The organism is Thioclava sp. PTB-PU3-1, from assembly GCF_055666785.1.
In genome coordinates this window covers 210204-232262 of the sequence record NZ_JBVNVL010000005.1, presented here as the reverse complement: position 1 = coordinate 232262, position 22059 = coordinate 210204, and the positions used below count along the sequence as shown (strand labels likewise).

At 63.3% G+C, this 22059-nt stretch carries 22 protein-coding genes; 13 read left to right on the top strand and 9 right to left on the bottom strand.

Annotation, left to right across the window (positions count from 1 at the left end; all coding sequences use genetic code 11):
* Window positions 1-183: 183 nt before the first annotated feature.
* The 13 genes from ACZ7GB_RS14845 (at window position 184) to ACZ7GB_RS14785 (ending at window position 12535) form a co-directional block, all read left to right on the top strand.
* A complete protein-coding gene (locus ACZ7GB_RS14845) occupies window positions 184-453 on the top strand; it encodes a hypothetical protein (protein WP_078545236.1) in 270 nt (89 codons plus the stop codon).
* 194 nt (window positions 454-647) lie between these two features.
* Window positions 648-869 carry a hypothetical protein gene (locus ACZ7GB_RS14840; protein ID WP_143595147.1) on the top strand — a complete coding sequence of 74 codons (222 nt, stop codon included), beginning with the start codon at window positions 648-650 and terminating at the stop codon, window positions 867-869.
* 115 nt (window positions 870-984) lie between these two features.
* Window positions 985-1854 (top strand): Flp pilus assembly protein CpaB, encoded by an 870-nt coding sequence (gene cpaB, locus ACZ7GB_RS14835; protein ID WP_078545232.1) that lies wholly within the window; start codon window positions 985-987, stop codon window positions 1852-1854.
* A 210-nt stretch (window positions 1855-2064) separates the two neighbouring features.
* Window positions 2065-3456 carry a type II and III secretion system protein family protein gene (locus tag ACZ7GB_RS14830; RefSeq protein WP_078545230.1) on the top strand — a complete coding sequence of 464 codons (1392 nt, stop codon included), beginning with the start codon at window positions 2065-2067 and terminating at the stop codon, window positions 3454-3456.
* 17 nt (window positions 3457-3473) lie between these two features.
* Entirely contained in the window at window positions 3474-4103 is a 630-nt protein-coding gene (locus ACZ7GB_RS14825) for an OmpA family protein (protein WP_472159297.1), read from the top strand.
* A gap of 261 nt (window positions 4104-4364) precedes the next feature.
* Window positions 4365-5636, top strand: a complete 1272-nt coding sequence (locus ACZ7GB_RS14820) for an AAA family ATPase (protein ID WP_472159295.1) — start codon at window positions 4365-4367, stop codon at window positions 5634-5636.
* Between the two features lie 19 nt (window positions 5637-5655).
* A complete protein-coding gene (locus tag ACZ7GB_RS14815) occupies window positions 5656-7113 on the top strand; it encodes a CpaF family protein (protein ID WP_078571446.1) in 1458 nt (485 codons plus the stop codon).
* 12 nt (window positions 7114-7125) lie between these two features.
* Window positions 7126-8085: a type II secretion system F family protein gene (locus ACZ7GB_RS14810; protein ID WP_078521894.1), complete on the top strand. Its 960-nt coding sequence runs from the start codon at window positions 7126-7128 to the stop codon at window positions 8083-8085.
* A gap of 10 nt (window positions 8086-8095) precedes the next feature.
* Complete coding sequence (locus ACZ7GB_RS14805; RefSeq protein ID WP_472159293.1) at window positions 8096-9103, top strand: type II secretion system F family protein; 1008 nt, start codon at window positions 8096-8098, stop codon at window positions 9101-9103.
* A gap of 4 nt (window positions 9104-9107) precedes the next feature.
* Window positions 9108-9677: a tetratricopeptide repeat protein gene (locus tag ACZ7GB_RS14800; RefSeq protein WP_472159292.1), complete on the top strand. Its 570-nt coding sequence runs from the start codon at window positions 9108-9110 to the stop codon at window positions 9675-9677.
* Window positions 9678-9704: 27 nt separating this feature from the next.
* The gene (locus ACZ7GB_RS14795; RefSeq protein ID WP_472159291.1) at window positions 9705-10577 is read left to right on the top strand and encodes a tetratricopeptide repeat protein; all 873 of its coding nucleotides are present in this window, start codon (window positions 9705-9707) and stop codon (window positions 10575-10577) included.
* A 4-nt stretch (window positions 10578-10581) separates the two neighbouring features.
* On the top strand, window positions 10582-11082 hold the full coding sequence (locus ACZ7GB_RS14790; RefSeq protein WP_078540242.1) for a prepilin peptidase: 501 nt from the start codon (window positions 10582-10584) through the stop codon (window positions 11080-11082).
* Window positions 11083-11224: 142 nt separating this feature from the next.
* Window positions 11225-12535, top strand: a complete 1311-nt coding sequence (locus tag ACZ7GB_RS14785) for an ATPase (RefSeq protein WP_078602082.1) — start codon at window positions 11225-11227, stop codon at window positions 12533-12535.
* Window positions 12536-12540: 5 nt separating this feature from the next.
* On the opposite strand, the gene ACZ7GB_RS14780 is transcribed toward ACZ7GB_RS14785, so the two are convergent.
* The 9 genes from ACZ7GB_RS14780 to tilS all read right to left on the bottom strand — a co-directional run bounded on the left by ACZ7GB_RS14780 (window position 12541) and on the right by tilS (window position 22049).
* Window positions 12541-13395 carry a LytTR family DNA-binding domain-containing protein gene (locus ACZ7GB_RS14780; protein ID WP_472159289.1) on the bottom strand — a complete coding sequence of 285 codons (855 nt, stop codon included), beginning with the start codon at window positions 13393-13395 and terminating at the stop codon, window positions 12541-12543.
* Between the two features lie 105 nt (window positions 13396-13500).
* Entirely contained in the window at window positions 13501-14403 is a 903-nt protein-coding gene (folD, locus tag ACZ7GB_RS14775) for a bifunctional methylenetetrahydrofolate dehydrogenase/methenyltetrahydrofolate cyclohydrolase FolD (RefSeq protein ID WP_078545214.1), read from the bottom strand.
* Between the two features lie 12 nt (window positions 14404-14415).
* Window positions 14416-15294: a bifunctional 5,10-methylenetetrahydrofolate dehydrogenase/5,10-methenyltetrahydrofolate cyclohydrolase gene (locus ACZ7GB_RS14770; protein ID WP_472159288.1), complete on the bottom strand. Its 879-nt coding sequence runs from the start codon at window positions 15292-15294 to the stop codon at window positions 14416-14418.
* Window positions 15275-15595: a chorismate mutase gene (locus ACZ7GB_RS14765; RefSeq protein ID WP_078521910.1), complete on the bottom strand. Its 321-nt coding sequence runs from the start codon at window positions 15593-15595 to the stop codon at window positions 15275-15277. The genes ACZ7GB_RS14770 and ACZ7GB_RS14765 overlap by 20 nt, the downstream gene beginning before the upstream one ends.
* A 67-nt stretch (window positions 15596-15662) precedes the next feature.
* Window positions 15663-17330: a formate--tetrahydrofolate ligase gene (locus ACZ7GB_RS14760; RefSeq protein WP_472159287.1), complete on the bottom strand. Its 1668-nt coding sequence runs from the start codon at window positions 17328-17330 to the stop codon at window positions 15663-15665.
* Between the two features lie 81 nt (window positions 17331-17411).
* Entirely contained in the window at window positions 17412-18002 is a 591-nt protein-coding gene (locus ACZ7GB_RS14755; protein WP_078521914.1) for an MOSC domain-containing protein, read from the bottom strand.
* Window positions 18002-18811, bottom strand: coding sequence for a methyltransferase domain-containing protein (locus ACZ7GB_RS14750; protein ID WP_078521916.1), 810 nt, complete (start codon window positions 18809-18811; stop codon window positions 18002-18004). The genes ACZ7GB_RS14755 and ACZ7GB_RS14750 overlap by 1 nt, the downstream gene beginning before the upstream one ends.
* A gap of 18 nt (window positions 18812-18829) precedes the next feature.
* Window positions 18830-20743, bottom strand: a complete 1914-nt coding sequence (gene ftsH / locus ACZ7GB_RS14745) for an ATP-dependent zinc metalloprotease FtsH (RefSeq protein ID WP_078521918.1) — start codon at window positions 20741-20743, stop codon at window positions 18830-18832.
* An 82-nt stretch (window positions 20744-20825) separates the two neighbouring features.
* Window positions 20826-22049 (bottom strand): tRNA lysidine(34) synthetase TilS, encoded by a 1224-nt coding sequence (gene tilS / locus ACZ7GB_RS14740; protein ID WP_472159286.1) that lies wholly within the window; start codon window positions 22047-22049, stop codon window positions 20826-20828.
* Between the last annotated feature and the right edge of the window lie 10 nt (window positions 22050-22059).

Sequence of the window (22059 nt, the reverse complement as noted above, 5' to 3'; positions counted from 1 at the left end):
TTTCTTTAATTAACAATGACTTAGCGCCTTCGTCAGGCAGGATTTTCATTTTCGCGAAATCGCCTGCGATGCGCCCAAATCGCGCCACGTTCCGGGGGCCATATGTCCCCATACCGCGAGACGGAAACCGGCACGGACGCCAGCCGAGACCGCGGGGCAGAGACAAACCTTAGGAGAGACACCATGATGAAGTTTTTCAAAATCAAGAAGTTCCACGACGAAGAAGACGGCGCTGTGACCGTTGACTGGGTTGTGCTGACCGCTGCTGTCGTCGGCCTCGGCGCTGCTGCACTGGCCCTGGTCCGCACCCAGACCGCTGGTCTGTCGGGCAAGATTGCTGAGTACCTCGACGGCGCGGAAGTCACCCAGTCGTTCGACGGTAGCGAAGTGTCCAGCGGCATGGCGGATGGCTTCCTGCCGACCACCACCACGACCGACTCGACCGGCGGCTAATCGCCAGACTTGAGATTGACGTTACGGGCCGCCTTCGAGCGGCCCGTTGCATTTCGAAAGAGCCCAATGCTTCGGGGGCGCGCGGGTGCGTTGCTGACGCGTTCGTGAAAAATCCCTCCGGCCGCCGCAATTCGGACATGACGTTTGGGTACCCATTTGAACGCAACGCTCTTAGCACGCAGAGAGGGGATTACATGAGCAACCGGTTTTGGAAATTAAAGCCCATGCTGCGCGACGAAGACGGCGCGGTCACGATCGACTGGGTCGTGCTGACATCGTCTCTCGTTGCCCTGGGCTTCATGGCGACTGCATTGATTTGGCAGGAGACCGCCGGCGCATCCGGCAAAATCTCGAAATTCATCGACGAGCAAGAGGTCGTCCCGGCCTTCGCGGTTGAAGAACTCAGCGACGGCTAGACCGGCTAATTCCACGCCGAGACCGTTCATACGACAACGTTTCGCCATTTTTCTCTGCAATTAAACGACTCTCGTCGCGGTATTGTCGCCGTTCAGAAAACAGAAGGATGAACCAATGCGACTGATCTTTGTTCTCTTCCTTGTCGCAGGCGTCGGCCTCGCGGGAGTGGCAGTCATGATGGCGCGGGGGCAAATTGCACAGTTTCAAGCCGAACGCGATCAGCTGGCCGCGCTTCAAAAAGACGCGCCGAAACTTGCCGATGTAGTCGTGGTCCGCAAGCCGCTGAGATACGGCGAGCAATTCGGACCGAAGGATCTGGCCGTGATCAAGATGCAGGCCAATGCGGTCCCGCAAAATGCCTTCACCGTCATCGCGGCAAAGGAAGGCACGCCGGAAGCAGCACGTGCCGCGTTCTTCGAAGGTGACACCCGCGAACGGGCTTCGATGCGCGCACTGACACCCGGCGAAGTGCTCCTGGCCTCGCGCGTGACGCAACCCGGTCAGAATGCCGGTATCATGGCGAGCCTTCCTGACGGACGCCGCGCCTTTACGATCCAGGTGTCCTCGACCTCGGCTGTCTCGGGCTTTCTGCGCCCGGGCGATCTGGTCGATGTCTATTGGTCCGGTCAGATCGGCAATGAACCGGTGACCAAGCTGATCGACCGCAACCTTAAACTGATCGCGATCGATCAGAGCACCGATCCTGACCGCACGAAAGCCACCCAAATCGCCCGCTCGGTCACCGCCGAAGTCAGCCCCGAGCAGGTCGCGGCCCTGACACTCGCTCAGAACACCGGGCGCCTGACCCTCTCGCTCGTCGGCCTCGACAACAGCGCACAGCTTGGCCAGATCGAAATCAACCGTGACGAGCTGCTTGGTATCCAGAAGCAAGAGGCCAAGAAGGTAGAAAAAGCGCAGGTCTGCACGATCAAGACCCGCAAGGGCACGGAAGTCATCGAGACGCCGATCCCCTGCACCAACTAAATAAATGACAAATATCAGTCATTTGTGCGGGGTCCTACGGGGCCCCGCTTTCACATGTGACCGTTTATCCACATCAAGAACGGCGCTCAATCCATTGATTCTTGCAAAAAAACGGGTCTTGGCGCATTCTCCTTTGCAATAACGGACCAAAACAGTCCCTAAGCAGACAAAAGATTTGCGAGTGGCGTGATCGGAGAGGCAGGGTCACAGATGAAATTGAAAACCTTAATGCAGGCCTGCCTATGCGGCATGGCGCTGAGCGTCGCGGTAATGAGCCCGGCGCAAGCAGACACGTTGCGGATTCTGTCCGGGGCAACTCAAGCTCCGCTGACGGTTCCGTTGAACCGCGCGGTGGTCGTGGAAAGTGACACGCCGTTTTCGGAACTCTCGATCGCCAATCCCGGCATCGCGGACATCCAGACCCTTTCGGATCGCTCGATCTACGTGCTGGGCAAGGTGCCGGGCCGGACGACGCTGACGATCCTTGGTGCCGATGGCAAGCTGGTTTCGAATGTCGACGTTCAGGTGACCCCGGACCTCGCGGAGTTCAAGGAACGCCTCAAACAGATCCTGCCCGGCGAGAACATCCAGGTGCGCACTGCGAATGACGGGATCGTCCTTTCGGGCACGGTCTCCTCGGCGCAGAAACTCAGCCGCGCGCTTGAGCTGGCCAATCGCTACGCGCCGGACCGGGTGTCGAACCTGATGATGGTCGGCGGTACGCAGCAGGTCATGCTGAAAGTGCGCTTCGCAGAGATGCAGCGCTCGGTTGCCAAAAGCCTCAGCTCCTCGATCAATGCAAGCGTTGGGCCGAACGGAACCTTGGGCGCGGGTGCGGGCTTCGGCGGCACGAGGACCACCACCGCAACCGCACCCGCGCAGACCTACGACAACGGGATCGGCATTGGCATCGGCCGCGGCACGTTCCAGCTGGGCGTTCTCATCCAAGCGCTGGAAAACAAAGGCGTGGTGCGCACCCTCGCGGAACCGAACCTGACGGCGCTTTCCGGCCAGTCCGCAGACTTCCTCGCCGGTGGCGAATATCCGATCCCGGTGCTCAACAACGGCGATGTCTCGATCCAGTACAAACCCTTCGGCGTCGAGATGTCCTTCACGCCGCGTGTGGTGGACGGTGACGTGATCAACCTCGAAATCGCCGCCTCGGTCTCCTCGATCGACACGGCGAACGGCTATACGAGCGGTACGTTCAACGTCAGCGCCTTCAAGAAACGCTCGACCTCGACCACGGTCGAGATGCGCGACGGCGAAAGCTTCGCGATCGCGGGCCTCCTTCAGGACGACTTCAACGATTCCGTGGGCCAGATCCCGTGGCTCGGCGATGTTCCGGTGCTCGGCGCGCTGTTCCGCTCGACCGAATTCGAACGCAAGCAATCCGAACTGGTGATCATCGTGACGCCGCATCTTGTCTCGCCCGTCAAGGGTGACACGCTGGCGCTGCCGACGGATCGCCTGAAGCCGCCAACCGAGTCCGAGCTGTTCCTCAACGGCAGAACCTCGGGCGGCAAAGCGCCGCAAAAAGGCCCTGCTGCAGAAGTCGCCAAGCAGGACTTCTCCGGCTCCTATGGCTATGTGATGGAGTGAGCGAGATGGCTGGAAACATGAAACTACGCACTCTCGCGATCACCGTCGGTGCCGTGGCCGTACTGGCTGGCTGTTCGGAAGGCACCAAGACCTTCAACTCGGAGGTCGGCTCGACCACGGAAGGGTCGCTGGGCTTCGGCTCGGCCATCGCGCAGAATCAGGCGATGATGAGCGGCAGCCAAAGCTACGTCATCAACATGACGCGCAAATTCGCCGCTGACGTGCCCAACACGGTGCACTTCGCCTTCAACTCTTCGGTGCTCGATGCGCAGGCGCGCAATGCGCTGCTGATGCAGGCGAACTGGATCCGGCAGAACCCGGAAGTGCGCTTCCGCGTCTACGGACACACCGACCTCGTCGGCTCCAACGCTTACAACAAGGCTCTGGGGCTGCGGCGCGCGCGGGCCGTGGTGAATTTCCTCGTCTCGCAGGGCATCTCGCGGTCTCGGCTCGAGGCGCTCGTGTCCTACGGCGAAACGCATCCGCTGGTCTACACGCAGGCCCCGAACGAACAGAATCGCCGCACCGTCACCGAGGTCTCGGGTTTCGTGACCAAGGGCAAACCGATGTTGCTCGACGGCAAGTATGCGGCGGTGATCTATCGCGACTACATCGCCTCGGCGAGCGCCGGGGGCGAAGGCAACTAAGGCTCTGGATTCACCTATTTGTCTCGCTGCGGCGAGACGACACAGTACCGAACGGCGGGCGCTTTCAACAAAGCCCGCCGTTTTTCTTTATCGTCTCTCTTTATCCCACAATTGAAACAGTCTGGCCCCAATGTCGCCCAGATTGGAAACGAGATTGATCCTCGACGGAATAGGCGCGTCCAGCGAGTCGCGTCCGGTCTGCGGCGTAGCAACAGAGTTAACCGAACCCCGCCGCGGGTCACGAAAAAGAGGACAGAGGCAATGACTGCAGCAGCTATCATGACTTCGGAGCCGGCCCCGATTCAGGCGTGCACCGTGTCACGCGATGTGTCGAATTTCGACCTGTTGATCGAGGATATGGAGACCGAGCTTGGTGAAAGCTGGGGCGACCTTACCTTTGACGAAGCGGCGATCTTCCTGAGCCAACCCGATGCGGAACAGCTCGAGTTCATCGCGATCGCCGTGGATGGCGAAGACGAGGATGAGCTGACCAAGATCTCCGGCATCATCACCGAGGCCAAGGACCGTAATATTCGCGTCATCCTGATCGCCGACGAGGTCAGCCCGATCGCGCTGCATCAGCTGCTGCGCCTCGGGGCCGATGATTTCGTCCCCTACCCGCTTCCCGAAGGTGCGCTCCATGACGCGATCGAGCGTCTGGGCCAAGCCGCGCCTCCACCCGAGATGTCGACCCCCATGCACGCCCCGACCTTTGCGGCGACCGGCAACCATGATGGTGTCGTTCTTCCGGTCCACGGCCTGTCCGGCGGTGTCGGCGCGAGCACCTTCGCGATGAACCTCGCCTGGGAAATGGCGACGATCCACGACGGCAAAAAGAAGAAGAAGAAAGCGCCGTCGACCTCGCCGAAGGTCTGCCTGCTCGATCTCGACCTGCAATTCGGCGCTGCGGCGACCTATCTCGACCTGCCGCGTCGCGAGGTGATCTACGAGATGCTCGCCGATACCGAGCATATGGATAAGGAAACCTTCCGGCAGGCGATGCTCAGCTTCAATGACAAGCTCGATGTGCTGACCGCGCCGACCGACATGCTGCCGCTCGATCTGCTGAGCGGCGAGGATCTGGAGCGCCTGATCGACATGGCGCGCGCGCATTACGATTTCGTCGTGATCGACATGCCCTCGACCGTGGTCAGCTGGACCGAGACGGTGCTGAACAAGGCGCATCTCTACTTCGCGCTGATCGAGCTGGACATGCGCTCGGCCCAGAACGTGCTGCGGATGCAGCGCGCACTGAAATCCGAAGGGCTGCCGACCGAGAAGCTGCGCTACGTGCTCAACCGCGCGCCGAAATTCACCGATCTGAACGGCAAGGCCCGCGTGAAGCGACTGGCCGAGAGCCTCGATATCTCGCTCGAACTGCTGATGAGCGATGGCGGCAAGCAGATCACGCAGGCCAACGACCATGGGCTCCCGCTGGCGCTCTCGGCGCCGAAAGTGCCGCTGCGCAAGGAATTCCAGAAGCTCGCCGGCTCGCTGGTAGAGCTGAACGAAGCCGTCGAAGCGGCCGCCTGACCCGAAAGGACACGTCCAGATGTTTTCGCGCTACAAGAAAGACGGGGCAAAGCCCACCAACGGCAAGGCCGCCCCCCCGCCGCCCGCGCCCGGTGCCGCCAAGCCGCCGCCGATCGACGCTGCGCCGAAGACGCAGGTGGTCCATCGCAAGATGGGCCCCGCGAAGGTCGCTGCCGATCCAGTGGCCGTCGACAAGGAAAAGAAGCGCAAGCAGCGCCTTCAGGAACTCAAGGTGGAGCTGCACAAGCGCCTGCTGGAGAACCTGAACCTCGCCGCGCTCGAGCACGCCTCCGAACGCGAACTGCGCGCAGAGATCGCCGACATCACCGCCGAGGCGATGACCGAGCTATCGGTCGCGCTGAACGCGCAGGACCGTCAGGCGCTGCAGCAGGAGCTTTACGACGAGGTCATGGGTCTCGGCCCGCTCGAGCCGCTGCTCAAGGACGAGACCGTCAACGATATTCTGGTCAACGGCCCGCAGCAGATCTTCATCGAACGCGATGGCAAGCTCGAACTGAGCGACATCACCTTCAAGGATGAACGCCACCTGCTGCGGATCATCGACAAGATCGTGTCGGCCGTGGGTCGTCGCGTCGATGAATCCAACCCTTACGTCGACGCTCGTCTCGCTGACGGCTCGCGTTTCAACGCGATGGTGCCGCCGATCGCGGTGGACGGCTCGCTCGTCTCCATTCGTAAGTTCAAGAAGGACAAGCTCGGGATCGACGATCTCGTCAATTACGGTGCCTTCACCGAGGAAATGGCGGCCTATCTGCAAGCCGCGGTCGCGACGCGTCTCAACGTGATCGTCTCGGGCGGGACGGGTTCGGGTAAGACGACGACGCTCAACGCGCTGTCGTCCTTCATCGACAACGCCGAGCGCATTCTGACGATCGAGGACACGGCCGAACTTCAGCTGCAACAGACCCATGTGGGCCGGATGGAAAGCCGTCCGCCCAACGTCGAAGGCAAGGGCGCGGTCACGCAGCGCGACTGTCTCAGGAACGCGCTGCGGATGCGTCCCGACCGCATCATCGTCGGCGAAACGCGCGGCGAGGAAGTGATCGACATGTTGCAGGCCATGAACACCGGCCACGACGGGTCGATGACCACGATCCACGCGAACTCCGCCCGTGACGGCGTGGCGCGTCTGGAGAACATGATCTCGATGTCGGGCATCGAGATGCCGATGAAGGCGATGCGCAGTCAGATCGCGTCGGCTGTGAACCTGATCGTGCAGGCCTCGCGTCTGCAGGACGGCTCGCGCCGCATGGTCTCGGTGACGGAAGTCACCGGCATGGAAGGCGACGTGATCTCGATGCAGGAAGTCTTCCGCTACGAGCGTCTCGGCCTCGCCCCCGACGGCAAGATCATCGGCCGCTTCACCGCGACCGGCGTGCGCTCGCATTATTCCGATCGGTTCCGGCAATGGGGCTACGACCTGCCGGCTTCGATCTACGAACCCGTGCAGGACTAAGGACACCCCGCCATGGCGACCCCCATTATCTACCTGCTGATCTTCGTCGCAGTGCTTCTGCTCGTCGAAGGCGTCTATCTGCTGTTCTTCGGCAAGTCGATCTCGCTCAACAAGCGGGTCAATCGCCGCCTCGAGATGCTCAACAAGGGCGAGCGGCGCGAAGAGGTGCTGGAACGCCTGCGCAAGGAAGCGACGCAGCATAACGATGCGCGCTCGATCCCGCTCTATTCGCTGCTGGCCGACAAGGCGCAGAAGGGTAATATCGCCTTCTCGCCGATGGCCCTGATCGGCATCATGGCCTTCGCCTGTTTCGCCGCCTTCATCGCCCTCACGGTAGCCTCGCAGGCGGGGCTCTTCATCCGTATCTTCCTCGCGCTCTTCATGGGCGTGGGCGGCGTGTTCTTCTGGGTCAGCTCGAAGGCCAAGAAGCGCATGGCGCTGATGGAGGAGCAACTTCCCGATGCGGTGGAACTGATGGTGCGCAGCTTGCGCGTAGGTCACCCCCTGGCCTCCGCGATCCAGGCCGTCGCACGCGAAATCCCCGATCCGATGGGCACCGAGTTCGGCATCATCGCCGACGAGGCCGCCTATGGGCGCAACGTGGCCGAGGCAATCTCGGAAATGGCCGAACGTCTGGATATGCAGGATCTGCGCTTCCTCGCGGTCGCCGTGTCGATCCAGCAGACCTCGGGCGGCAACCTCGCCGAAGTTCTCGAAGGCCTGTCGAAAGTCATCCGCTCGCGCTTCCGGCTGTTCCGCCGCGTGAAGGCGATCACTGCAGAGCCGCGCTGGTCGGGCATCTTCCTGTCGGCCTTCCCCGTCGTGGTGATGGTGATCATTCAGGTCGTTTCGCCCGACTATTACGACGAGGTGAAGACAACCGCCGCCTTCATTCCGGCCGCCATCGTGGTGTTCCTGCTGCTCGGCGCCAACGTGATCTTCATGAAGGTCATGACAACCATCAAGGTCTGAGGAGAGCCCAATGGATTTCGCTGCCATCAACCAGATGCTGACCGATGCGCTCGGGCCGATGGGTCCGATGATCGCTCTGGCGGCGCTCGGCGGGCTTCTGGTGCTCGCCGCGATCCCTGCGCTCCTGAAGAAGCGCGAGGATCCGTTCGACAAGATCCGCGGGAAAGCCCCGCGCCAGCCGCGCCAGAATACCGGTGGGAACACGGATAAAACCAACCCGAAGCTGCGCGACACCCAGAGCGACAAGCTGCAGAAATATTCGGCCTTCCTCGAGCCGCAAAACGCCGAGGAACTGTCGGAGTCGCGCAAATGGCTGCAATCGGCCGGCTATCGCGGCCCGAATGCCGTGCGCACCTTCCACGCGGTCCAGTTCGCGGCAGGTATCGGCCTGCTCGCGCTCGGCTCGCTTTATGTCGTGCTCTACAACTCCGGCGCGCCCGAAGGGCAAAGCATGGGGATGCTGGGCACGGTGCTCTGGGTGCTCGGCCCCGGCGGCGTCGGTTATTACGGCCCGAAATACTGGGTGAACAAGCGCGTGAAAGCGCGCACCGACGAAATGCAGAACGGCTTCCCGGACTCGCTCGACATGCTGCTGGTCTGCGTCGAGGCGGGCCAGTCGCTCGATCAGGGGATCATCCGGGTCTCGAAAGAGCTGAACAAATCCTACCCTGCCCTGTCCGAGGAATTCGCGATGGTCGCCCACGAGATCAAGGCCGGTCTCGACAAGTCGACCGTGCTGCGCAATTTCGGCGAACGCTCGGGCGTGCCGGATATCGCGAGCTTCGTGACCGTGATGATCCAGTCGCAGCAATTCGGCACCTCGATCGCCGAAGCCCTGCGCCTCTATGCCGCCGATATGCGCGACAAGCGGATCATGCGCGCCGAGGAAGCCGCCAACAAGATCCCGACCAAGATGACGCTGGGCACGATGATGTTCACCGTGCCGCCGCTTCTGATCATTCTTGTTGGCCCGTCGATCCATGATATGCTTGAGAACTTCAAGAATATGGGCATTTGACGGCATGATCCCAGAGCGCCGCGGCCTGATACTGGCCGCGCTGACAGTAACCACACTGGCCGCCTGCAACCCGGGCGGCCTTTCGGCTGAGAAACGGGGCGCTTTCGCCCCTGGCACCAAACCCGGTGCGGAGGCGGTCGACGGGCTTCTCGTCGGTCATCGGCTGATGGACGCGGGCGAATACGAGCTTGCGCTCAAGGCCTATTACCGCGCGGCGGGCCAGCATGGCGCGACGGCGGAAATCCTCTCGGGCATCGGTTCGGCCGACCTGAAACTGGGGCGCCTGAACCAAGCCGAACAGATGCTGCGCCGTGCGACCGAGGCCGATCAGACCTTCGTGCCGGCATGGAACAACCTTGGGGTCGTTCTGATGGAGCGCGGCAAATACGCAGAAGCCGCGCGCGTCTTCAAACTCGCCTTCGCACTGGACAGTGGCCAATCGGACGCGATCAAGCAAAACCTCAAGCAGGCGCTCGCAAAAATAGAAGAGCCGGGTTACGCTGCGCCACAGGACAAGCAGTTCACGCTCGTCAGGAAAGGGGTCGGTGACTACCTGCTGCTGACGAAGCACTGAGGCTCGAGCAAAAAGGACGCAGGTAACATGCGCCACCCGATCTTTCTGGCAGCCTTGGCTGGCTGCGCGATGACTCTCTCCGGCTGTATGGGTAATAACAGCGACGCCGAAGTCGCGCGCGCGATGAAAAGCGTGAATGCCGTTGATGAGACCAACCTCACCGACATCATGCTGACGGTCGCCGACCCGAACGAGGCCGTGACTTATTTCACGCGGCTGTCCAACGACCACCCCGACCGGATCGACGCCAAGCGCGGCCTCGCGAAATCGCTGGTGCGCGCGCAAAAGCCCGTGCAGGCCGTGAAGGTCTGGCAAGAGGTTCTCGCCATGCCGGGCGCGACCAATGACGACCGCGTGTCAATGGCCGAGGCGCAGATCCGCTCCAATGACTGGTCCGGGGCGAAGGCCACGCTGAACACCGTGCCGCCGACCCATGAGACCTATGACCGCTACCGGCTCGAAGCGATGGTGGCCGATAGCGAGAAACAGTGGAAGAAGGCCGACAGCTTCTACGAGACCGCGGCGGGCCTGACCACGAAGCCCGCGGGCATCTACAACAACTGGGGCTTCTCCAAGCTCAGCCGCGGTGATGCCGCAGGCGCCGAGAAGCTGTTCAAGGAAGCGCTCACCTACGATCCGACCCGCTTCACCACGAAGAACAACCTCGTGCTCGCGCGGGCCAGCCAGGGCAAATACGACCTGCCCGTGATCGACATGACCCAGACGGAGCGCGCACAGCTTCTGTATACGGCGGGTCTGGCCGCGGTGAAGCGCGGCGACGTCAATATCGGCAAGACGCTGTTGCAAGACGCGATCGACACCAATCCGCAGTATTTCGCGGAGGCCGACCGGGCGCTGAAGGCGCTCGATCAGGGATCGTCGAGCGCGCTGAAAGGCTAAGAGGATGCTCGGTCTCGCCCCGCCGCTTTCGGCGCTGATCTTTCTGGTACTGATCACCCCGGTATGCGCCTGGGTGGTCTTCACCGACCTCAAATACATGAAAATCCGCAACAAGGCGGTGCTGGCGCTTCTGGTGATCTTCGCTTTCGCGGGGCCGTTCCTCTTGCCGATCGACGTCTATGCCTGGCGGTGGAGCCATGCGCTGGTCGTCTTCGTGATCGGCTACATCCTGAACCAGATCGCGCATTTCGGTGCGGGCGACGCGAAATTCGCAGCCGCCGCTGCGCCGTTCTTCTCGCATGAGCTGTTCGACGTACAGCTGACGATGTTCCTGCTCTGCGCCTTCCTGCTTGCAGCCTTCGCCGCGCACCGGATCTTTCGCGCAATCCCCGCCGTGGTGAAGGCCACGCCCGATTGGGTGAGCTGGAAGCGCAAGGACTTCCCGATGGGGCTGGCGCTGGTCGGCACGCTCTGGGCGTATCTGCTGCTCGTGGCGTTGGGCTGATTGTTCAGCCCCGCGATCGGGTATCGCGGCGATTACCCGGTTTTTCCAACATTTGGCCACAATCACCGGCAAGATTGGCCCGGACCGATCTTAGCCCCCGCGCAGGACCAAAGCGGGGTGCACAGCCGAGAGGACGCGCCAGATGAACATGATGACCTCGAATGTCATCGCCCCGGCCCCGCCGCGCGCGCTGGAGGAAACCGGGCTGAACGTCGTGATGATGCGGGACATCCTGCTCAAGACGATGTTCCGCACCAATACGGACACGGCCTCTGCGCTGTCCAAGCTGGTCTGCCTTCCGATAACGATGGTGCAGGACCTGATCGACATGTGCCGCAAGCAGGGCCTGTTGGAGGCGATGGGCACGCTGCACGCCAATTCCGGCGGCGAGATGGGCTTCCAGCTGTCGGACACCGGCAAGGCGCGCGCGCTCGATGCGCTGGCGCAGTCGGAATATTACGGCGCGATGCCGGTGCCGCTGACCGTCTATCGTGAACAGGTGAAGCGCCAGTCGATCCGCAACATCCAGCTGACCCGCCAGCAGCTTCTAGGCGCGATGGGTCACCTGATCCTGCCGCCCGACCTGATCGGCCAGCTTGGCCCGGCGGTCTCCTCGGGGCGCTCAATCCTGATGTATGGCCCGCCCGGCAACGGGAAATCCTCGATCTCGAACGGCATCCGCGACGCGATCGGCGACAATATCTTCATCCCCCGCGCCATCGAATATGCGGGCCAGATCATCACCGTCTACGACCCGATCGTACACACCCCCGTTCCGGTCGAGGAAGACGATCCCACCTCGCTGCGCAAGCGCGGGATGCAGTTCGACCAGCGCTACGTCTATTGCGAGCGCCCGACCGTGATCACCGGTGGTGAACTTTCGCTCGACATGCTCGACCTGAAATACAACGCAACCGCGCGCACCTATACCGCGCCGCTGCAGTTCAAATCGGCAGGCGGCGTCTTCATCGTGGACGACCTTGGCCGTCAGGCAGAGCCGCCGCAGAAGCTCGTGAACCGCTGGATCGTGCCGCTCGAAGAGAACCGCGATATCCTCTCGCTGCAATCGGGCGAGAAATTCGAGGTGCCCTTCGACACGCTCGTGATCTTCTCGACCAACTTCCACCCGAACGAGATCTTCGATAAGGCGGCGCTGCGTCGTATCTTCTTCAAGATCAAGATCGACGGGCCGAACCAGTCCGACTATCTCAAGATTTTCCAGATGATGGCGAAGAAGCGCAACATGCCGCTCGACGAAAAGGCGCTGCTGCATCTCCTCAAGGTGAAGTACCCCACCATCGACAATATCTACGCGAATTATCAGCCGGTCTTCCTGATCGACCAGATGATCTCGATCTGCGAATTCGAGGGCATCCCCTATCAGATGACGCCGGAGTTGGTGGATCGTGCCTGGGACAACATGTTCGTCAGAGACGAGGTGATCGTCCACTAAGAGTGTTACTGCGCGGCCATCCCATCGGCATCGGGCGCGCGGAACCGCGCCGCCTCGACCTGCGGCTGATAGGTGCGCGAGACAGGCACCTCTTCGCCATCGGCCATCTGCAGGAAGACGCGCCCCTTCTCCTTGCGCATGCCGCGCACCGCATCACGCGCGACCCAATGCGAGCGATGGACCTGCAGGCCCGGCGCGCCCTCGGTCTCGGCGATTGCATCGGCAAGCCGGATCAACAGGCTCGTCTCCCCCGCCTCGGTCACCACGTCGACATAGTGGTCGTTCACCGCGAGGCGGATCAGCGGTGCGCGCAGGTCAGGCTCAAGCCGATAAAGCAAACGCGGCGTGGGCGAAGAGAGAGCCCCCTTACCCGCTGCCTCAACGTCCCGGCGGGCCTGCTTCTCCGCAGCGTCCGCTGAAGCCTCCTGCGTCCGCTTCGGACGCCCCTGCTGAGGCGCCATCCAGTGCCGCAGGGTGGAGCCTGCCATCGAGAGGCCGAGGATATAGCCAGCCATGTGGAATATCTCGAACCCCCGGAAGTTGGGCTTCGCCGCAAGCAGCAGAACGAGCAGGTAAAGCGGCACAGTCAGTACCAAAGCGGAAAGGCCGGCAAGCGTGGGCGCCTCGTAACGGAACCGGCGCAAACCCAGCTTCCGCCGCACGAAAATGCGGATCGCCGCGCCAATCAGGATGCCGACCGCGACACTGAGCGGCCAGAAAATCACGCGCGCACCGAGCGACATGGATTCGAGAGTGTTGAATGGTCCGGCCACGATGCCGAATAGCGATGCCACGACCCAGATCACCGGCAGAGCCGGGATCTTCAATGCCCGCCAATATATTTTCCAGAAACCTGCCATTGCCGTCACGCCCCAATGACGCTTGGGTAACGCAAGCGTTACGGTTCCGACAACGGCAAAGGCCGCTTACCCCACCCAACCTGTGGAAATCCTTACCTACCTTTGTCAGGCAGTCAAACCCTCAGGTTCGGGCAGATTGTTTGCGCGGCAGCAGGCGGTCACGGTGTTGGCCAGAAGGCACGCGATGGTCATCGGGCCGACGCCGCCCGGCACCGGGGTGATCGCGCCCGCGACCTCCTTGGCGCTGTCGAAATCGACATCGCCCACCAGCCGGGTCTTGCCCTCGCCCTTCTCGGGCGCGTCGATCCGGTTGATACCGACATCGATCACGGTCGCGCCGGGCTTCACCCAGTCGCCCGGGATCATGCGCGGGCGGCCCACGGCGGCCACGAGGATATCCGCGCCACGGCAGACATCGGCGAGATCCTTGGTGCGGCTATGCGCGATGGTGACGGTGCAGCTATCGCGCAGCAGCAGTTGCGCCATCGGCTTGCCGACGATGTTGGAGCGCCCCACCACGACGGCGTTCAGCCCCGAGAGGCTGCCCAGTTGGTCGCGCAGCATCATCAGGCAGCCCAGCGGCGTGCAGGGCACCATCGATTTCTGCCCGGTGCCCAGAAGGCCCACATTGAGGATATGGAAGCCATCGACATCTTTCGCGGGGGTAATCGAGTTGATCACCTTCTCCTCGTCGATGTGATCGGGCAACGGCAGCTGCACGAGGATGCCATGCACCGCCGGATCGGCGTTGAGCTTCTCGACCAGCGCCAGCAGATCCGCCTCGGAGGTCTCCACGGGCAGCTTGTGCTCGTAGGAGTTCATCCCGGCTTCCAGCGTCTGCTTGCCCTTGTTGCGCACATAGACCTGGCTGGCCGGGTCTTCGCCCACCAGCACCACCGCGAGGCCCGGCGTGATGCCGTGCTCCTCTTGCAGCCGGGTGACATGCTCGGCCACTTTCTCGCGCACGCTCGCTGCGAAGGCCTTCCCGTCGATGATCGTCGCCGTCATTTCATTCCTCCGTCACTCCACCGCCGCGAAGGTCGTGCGGTAATGGTCCATCTGCATGCGGGTCGCGCGGACCGCGTTGTTCATTAGCGTCGAGACCGTGACCGGCCCCACCCCGCCCGGCACCGGCGTGATCCAGCCCGCCACTTCGGCGCAGCTGTCGAAATCGGCGTCGCCCACGGTGCGCCCCTCGACCCGGTTGATGCCGATATCGATCAGCGCCGCACCGGGCTTGAGCATTTCTCCATGCACCAGCCCCGGCTTGCCCACCGCGACGAACACGGCATCGGCGGCGCGCGAATGCACCGAGACCTGCCGCGTCATGTGGTGGCACACGGTGACGGTGGCGCCGAGTCCCATCATCAGGAAGGCGATCGGCTTGCCCACGATCTCCGAGTGGCCGATTACGCAGACATTGAGCCCTTCGGTCTGGAGCGGAAGGGATTTCAGGATCTCCACCGCCGCGACAGCGGTGCAGGGGCCCAGTTCCAGCTCGTTATAGACGATGTTGCCGATCGAGGCGGGGTGCATCCCCTCCACATCCTTGAGCGGATGAACCGCCTTCTGCAGCACCTTGACCGGGATATGGTCGGGCAGCGGGCGCTGGATGATGATGCCATTGACGCGGGGATCGGCGTTCAGACCGGCCAGCACGCCCTGGAGCTGTTCGAGGCTGATCGTCTCGGGGTAGTTGCGCACCTCGAAGGCCACGCCGGCTTTCTCGGCGTATTTCTTCTGGTTGCGCACATAGAGTTCCGCGGCGGCGACATCGCCGACCGAGATCGAGACGAGGCGCGGCGCCCAGCCTGCCTCCGAAAGCCTCTGTGCCTCGGCATAGGTCTCGTCCAGCTTGACCTGCGCAAGCGCCTTTCCGTCAATGATCGTGGCGCTCATCGGGGTCTCCCTTGCCCAGAACCTGTTCTTCCTGCGCGATGAAATGCTCGATCATCTCGCGCCACAGACGGTCGGCGAGATCGGGATCGAGCCCGGCAGGACCGGCGGCGGCGCGGACCTTTGCCACCACATCCTCGACACGGTCGGGGATGCGTGCGGGCCAGCCATTTCCCTGTTTGAGTTCCGCCGCACGGGCGATCAGCCGGGTGCGCGCACCGAGCATCTCGACCAGCTCCCGGTCGAGCGCATCGATGGCGACGCGCAGCTCTTCCATCGTGTGCAGGTCTGACGGAGATTTCATCGACAAGGCTCCCGGAACACTCGCGCCCCCTATCGCAGCTTGGCCCAACAAGCTCAAGACCGCGCCCCTAGAACAAACCCGTGATGCGGCCTTCGGCATCGAGGCCGATCGTCTCCGCAGCCGGGTGCCGGGGAAGGCCCGGCATGGTCATGATTTCACCGCAGATCACCACGACGAACCCCGCCCCCGCCGAGAGCCGCACTTCGCGGATCGGCAGCGTATGGCCCGAGGGCGCCCCGCGCAGCGTCGGGTCCGCGCTGAAGGAATACTGCGTCTTGGCCACGCAGATCGGCAGGTTGCCATAGCCCGCGGCCTCCCAGTCGCGAAGCTGGTTGAGGATCTTCTGATCGGCATAGACATCGCTCGCGTGGTAGATGCGCGTTGCGATGGTCTCGATCTTTTCCAGTAGCGGCATGTCATCGGGATAGAGCGGCGCGAATTGCGACGGGCGCTCAGTCAGCGCGACGATCTTTTCTGCCAGCGCCTCGGTCCCCGCGCCGCCATCGGCCCAATGGGTGCACAGAACCGCCTCCACGCCCTGCGCTTCGGCGGCGGCGCGCACCGCTGCGATCTCGTCCTCGGTATCGGCAGTGAAGCGGTTGATCGCGACCACGACCGGCACGCCGAATTTCTTCATATTCGCGATGTGACGCGCGAGATTGGCGCACCCCGCCTCGACGGCGGCCACGTTCTCCGCGCCGAGATCCGCTTTCGCGACACCGCCATTCATCTTCAGCGCCCGCACCGTCGCCACGACCACCGCAGCATTCGGGCTTAGCCCGGCCTTGCGGCATTTGATGTCGAAGAATTTCTCCGCCCCCAGATCGGCCCCGAAGCCCGCTTCGGTCACGACGTAATCGGCCAGCTTCAGCGCGCTTTGCGTCGCGATCACCGAGTTGCAGCCATGCGCGATATTGGCGAAGGGCCCGCCATGCACGAAGGCGGGCGTGCCCTCCAGCGTCTGCACGAGATTGGGCTGCAGCGCGTCTTTCAGCAGCACCACCATCGCGCCATCGGCCCCGATCTCCGCGCAGGTGACGGGTGAGCGGTCGCGGCGATAGCCTACGACGATCCGACCCAGCCGCTCCTGCAGATCCGTCAGATCGCGACTGAGGCAGAGGCATGCCATGACCTCGGAGGCCACGGTAATGTCGAAGCCGGTCTGGCGCGGAAAGCCGTTCGAGACGCCGCCAAGGCTGACGACAATATCGCGCAGCGCCCGGTCGTTCATGTCGAGCACGCGCCGCCACGTGATCCGGCGCGCGTCGATCTCGAGCGCGTTGCCCCAGTGGATGTGGTTGTCGATCATCGCCGAGAGCAGGTTATGCGCCGCCCCGACCGCGTGGAAATCGCCGGTGAAATGGAGGTTCATCGACTCCATCGGCACGACCTGCGCGTAGCCGCCCCCCGCGGCCCCGCCCTTCATCCCGAAATTCGGACCGAGCGAGGCTTCGCGCAGGCAGATCGCGGCGCGCTTGCCGATCCGGGAGAGCCCATCGCCGAGGCCAACTGTCGTGGTGGTCTTGCCCTCGCCCGCAGGGGTCGGCGAGATCGCGGTGACGAGGATCAGCTTGCCGGTCTCGCGCGCGTCCAGACCCGCGATGAACTCCGCCTCCAGCTTCGCCTTGTCGCGGCCATAGGGGATCAGCGCGTCTTCGGGAATATCCAGCTTCGCCGCGATTTCCGGCATCGGGCGCAGCGTCGCGGCACGGGCAATCTCTAAGTCACTCGTCATCGGGTCCTCCTGCTGAGGGAGGGTAGCCATTTGACGGCGCAGCGAAAGGGAAAGAAGCGACCGTTGCGGGATTAAATCGCCTCAGCGGACCTCGTCCATCAGCTCCCAGGCGCGCTGATCGGGGATATGCAGCCGCAGGGTTTCGCCCACGACCAGACGGCCGGGACGCTCTACCCAAGCGGTGACGCCGCGCCGACCTTGGGCGGCCGGTTTGTAGCGCTTGCCCTTCTCGGGATAGTGCTCTTCGATCACCCGGCCCGGCAGGACGCAGGGGCGGTTCTCCATATCCACCACGAAGGTCAGCCCGGTCTCGTTCTGCAGCCGCGCCGAGGGCGGGATATGGGTCAGGTCCGGCAGGCCGCGCAGCACGATCGTCGCGCCGACCCAGGAAGGGTCGATTTCCGGCACGCCCATCGCGAAGGCGGTCTCAGCCAGTTCCTCCGCCGAGAGGATCGTCAGCTGGCGAACATTGGCGATCTCGGTGCCCTTGGGATGCTGATCGGTCACGCGCGAGCAGGAAGGGCGCGTGCGCCCGCCATGCAGTTCTCCCACGGGACCGTCGAAGGTAAAGTCGATCTCTTCGACCGGGGTCGAGGTCAGTTGTCCCTCGGTGGTCACCAGGCCGAGCCAGACGACCTCCCCTTGATACTGCGTGGGTTTCAGCGCGGCCATCAGCCCCTCTTTGACAAGACGACAAACAGACGACGGAACGGGAAAAAGACGCTGCCGTCGTCCCGCAAAGGATAAACCGTCTCGAGCGCGGTTTCATAGCGTTCGATGAGAACCTGCGCTTCAGTGTCGCCTAGGAGTCGCAGGAAAGGACGCATCGCCGTGCTTTCCGTGAAGCGGCGCACCGGATGCGCCCCCGGCGTGGGCTGCAACTCCTGCAGATATTCGGTGTGCCAGATATCGACCTCGCCCAGAGGGCTAAGCATTTTTGCGTAATCCACCGCCGGGGCCACGGGCGGCACCCAGCCCGCGAAGTTGAACCGGTCGGGGAACATCTCCTGCGACAGCTCGCGCAGGATGCGATGCGACGGCGCACCATGCTGGGCGGGCATCTGCACGGCCAGAACGCCGCCCTCGCGCAGCTCTCCGGCCAGACGCGGAAACAGCGCGGCGTGATCGGGGAGCCAATGCAGCGCCGCGTTGGAGAAGATCATCGCCGGCGGCTTGTTGGGCGTCCATTCGGAAATGTCGACCAGATCGCAATGGTGATAGGCGCCGATCGCCGCGGCGCGCTTCAGCATCGCCTCGGAATTGTCGACGCCCACGATCTTGCGCTTGGGGTAGTGGTGGTTCAGCGCCTCGGCCACCGCGCCGTTGCCGCAGCCCAGATCGATGATCTTGCCGCGCTCGGGCAGTTGCGGCACCCGGGCCAGAAGGTCGAGTGCCGGGCGCAGCCTCAGATTGCGGAACCGCGCATAAGCGTCTGGGTCCCAATCGGCTGCGCCCGGCACTGAAGCGTCACGCGTGACCATTCTCGCGAACCTTCGCGGTCAGGCCGAAGGCTCGGGGGTGGTTTCCGCCCCGCCGTCGCCCTGATCCTTCTTCTTGGACGTTTTGGGCAGCGCGGTCACCGACGGCAGGCTCCCCGAGGAGCTGTCATCGTCGTCACCGCCCAGCGGCTCTCCGGAGAGGACCTTCTTGATCTCGTCGCCGGTGAGGGTTTCGTATTCCAGAAGGCCTTGCGCCAGACGTTCCCAATCCTCGATCCGCTCGGTAAGGATGCGGCGCGCCTCCTGGTAGCCGTCTTCGATCAGGCCGCGCACCTCTTCCTCGATCAGCTCTTTCGTCTTGGTCGAGACCGAGAAGCCGGCGGTGTTGCCCTGATAGCCCTCATGCGCCTCGGCATAGTCGATATTGCCGACCTTCTCGGACATGCCCCAGCGCATCACCATGGCGCGGGCAATCGCCGACGCCTGCTGAATGTCGCCTGCCGGGCCGTTCGAGACATGCTCTTCGCCCCATTTCAGGATCTCGGCTGCCTTGCCCGCCATGGTCATGGTGATCTTCTGCTTGGCCTCGTCCTTGTGGTAGTTGAGCTTGTCCATCTCGGGCAGCGAGACGACCATACCCAAGGCCTGACCGCGCGGAATGATCGTGGCCTTGTAGACCGGATCGCATTTCGGCAGCGACAGCCCGACGATGGCGTGACCGGCCTCGTGATAGGCGGTCATTTCCTTCTGCTCGGGGGTGAGCACCATCGAGCGGCGCTCGACACCCAGCATCACCTTGTCCTTGGCGTTCTCGAAATCTTCCATCGAGACGAAGCGACGCCCGACGCGGGCCGCCATCAGCGCGGCCTCGTTGACGAGGTTCATCAGGTCGGCGCCCGAGAAGCCCGGCGTACCACGCGCGATGGTGCGCAGGTCGACATCCGGCCCCACCGGAACCTTGCGCGAGTGAACCGTCAGGATCTTCTCGCGGCCCTTAATGTCGGGGTTCGGGACGTGGATCTGACGGTCGAAGCGGCCCGGACGCAGCAGCGCGGGGTCGAGCACGTCTTTGCGGTTCGTCGCCGCGATGATGATAATGCCTTCATTGGCCTCGAAGCCGTCCATCTCGACCAGAAGCTGGTTGAGGGTCTGTTCGCGCTCGTCATTGCCGCCGCCGATGCCGACACCGCGGGCACGACCCACCGCGTCGATCTCGTCGATGAAGACGATGCAGGGCGCGTTCTTCTTGGCCTGCTCGAACATGTCGCGGACACGGGATGCACCCACACCCACGAACATCTCGACGAAGTCGGAGCCCGAAATGGTGAAGAAGGGCACGCCCGCCTCGCCCGCAATGGCGCGGGCCAGAAGCGTCTTACCGGTACCCGGAGGGCCCACCAGCAGCGCGCCTTTCGGAATCTTGCCGCCGAGGCGCGAGAATTTCTGCGGGTTGCGCAGGAATTCCACGATCTCTTCGAGTTCTTCCTTGGCTTCGTCGATGCCCGCCACGTCGTCAAACGTCACGCGGCCATGTTTCTCGGTCAGGAGCTTCGCCTTGGACTTGCCGAAGCCCATCGCGCCGCCTTTGCCGCCGCCCTGCATCCGGTTCATGAAGAAGATCCAGATGCCGATCAGCACGAGGAAGGGAAGCCAGACGCCCAGCAGCGACATGAAGCCCGACTGCTGTTGTTTGACGACGCTCACCGCGATGCCCTTGTCGATCAGCTTCTCTGCGATCTGATCTTCCATCGGCTTGATGGTGGTGAAGCTTGTGCCATCGGCGAGCTGGTAGCGCACCTCTTCGCCATCGAGGCGAACGTTCTTCACCTCGCCTTTATCGACGGCGTCCATGAACTCCGAGTAGGTCGCTTGGGACGAGTTCATCGAAGATTGCCCATCACCGAAAAGGTTGAACAGGGCTAAAATCAGCAGGAACAGCACCGCCCAAAAGGCCAGATTGCGCGCATTACCCAAGGAATATCCTCCAATCGTATCGGGCGGCTGACCTGCGGTCGCCGCCTCTTCCTCAGTGAAAATAGGCATTACGCGCCGGGGTTCAACGTCGAATTAGCCAAGTGGCGAATGCGTCGCGGGAAATCCGCGCCTGCCAGCCTGCGCCAAAGCCCGCGATCGGCGCCGCGACAAGCGTCTCGCCGCGCCAAATGGCGGGGCTTGCGGCAAGCGAGGCACGCGGAAGGCCGGTGTCGCGCCGGTCGGGGCATTGGCGCAATCCCGCCTCCCCCAGCGCCGCGACTTCCGCGACGTCGGTTGCGGGCCCGGTGACCTCCCAGCGGTCCCAAAGCGCGGCGCCAGCTTCGACAGCCACGTGCAGATCGGCCACGGCCTGCGCCTCGCGGGTAATGCGGATCGCGTCTTTGCCAGAGGTGATGCGGCAACCATGCAGGGTGCGGTCGCCGGGCTGCGCGATCTCCGACAGCAGGCTCTGCACCTTGGCGGCGCGCGGCGCATACTCCGCCCCGGACACCCAACGCAACGCAGCCACGATCAGGCGACGTTGCAATTCTGGGTCCATCGCGGCGAAGCCCTTGGCATCGATCAGCAGATCGCCCGACGGCTCGGAGACGTGACGTGCGACCTCCGCCGACAGCAACCGATTCAGCGCGGCATTCGCCGCCGAGAGGTTCGCCGTCACGCCGGCGATCGCCTGCGTATCGACGCCCAAAGGCGCAAGCGCCCCGAGCGCCTGACGCGCCTTGACCCGGTCGAAGCGGTCATTCGCGTTGGAGGGGTCGTCGATCCACGTGATGCCTTCCGCGCGCAGATGGTCGCGCAACGACTCGCGTGTCTGGCCAAGAAACGGACGATGCCATGTCACGCCTTCGGCCTCGAACCGCGGGCGCATGCCCGACAACCCCTCCAGCCCCGCCTCTCGGGCGAGCCGCATCAGGAAGGTCTCGGCCTGATCGTTGGCGGTATGCCCCAGCGCGACATGGGCAATCCCGTTTTCGCGTGCCCAAGCGCCGATCAGCCACAGACGCGCCCGGCGCGCAGCATCCATCAGGTTGCCTTCGGCACTGGCGCCATCCCAACGCAGGACGGTATGCGCAGTGCCGCGATCCGCGCAGAACCGCCCGACAAATGCGGCTTCCTCGGCGGCCTCGGGGCGCAGCCCGTGATCCACCGTCACCGCGGCAACCTCGAAATGCGCAGCCAGCAGCACCAGCACCGCCATCGAATCCGAGCCCCCGGAAACGGCAACCCCGACGCGCCGGGGCGCATCGGGGTCAAAACCGTGTCTTGCGATGTCGTCCAGCGTCACCGGACCGCGC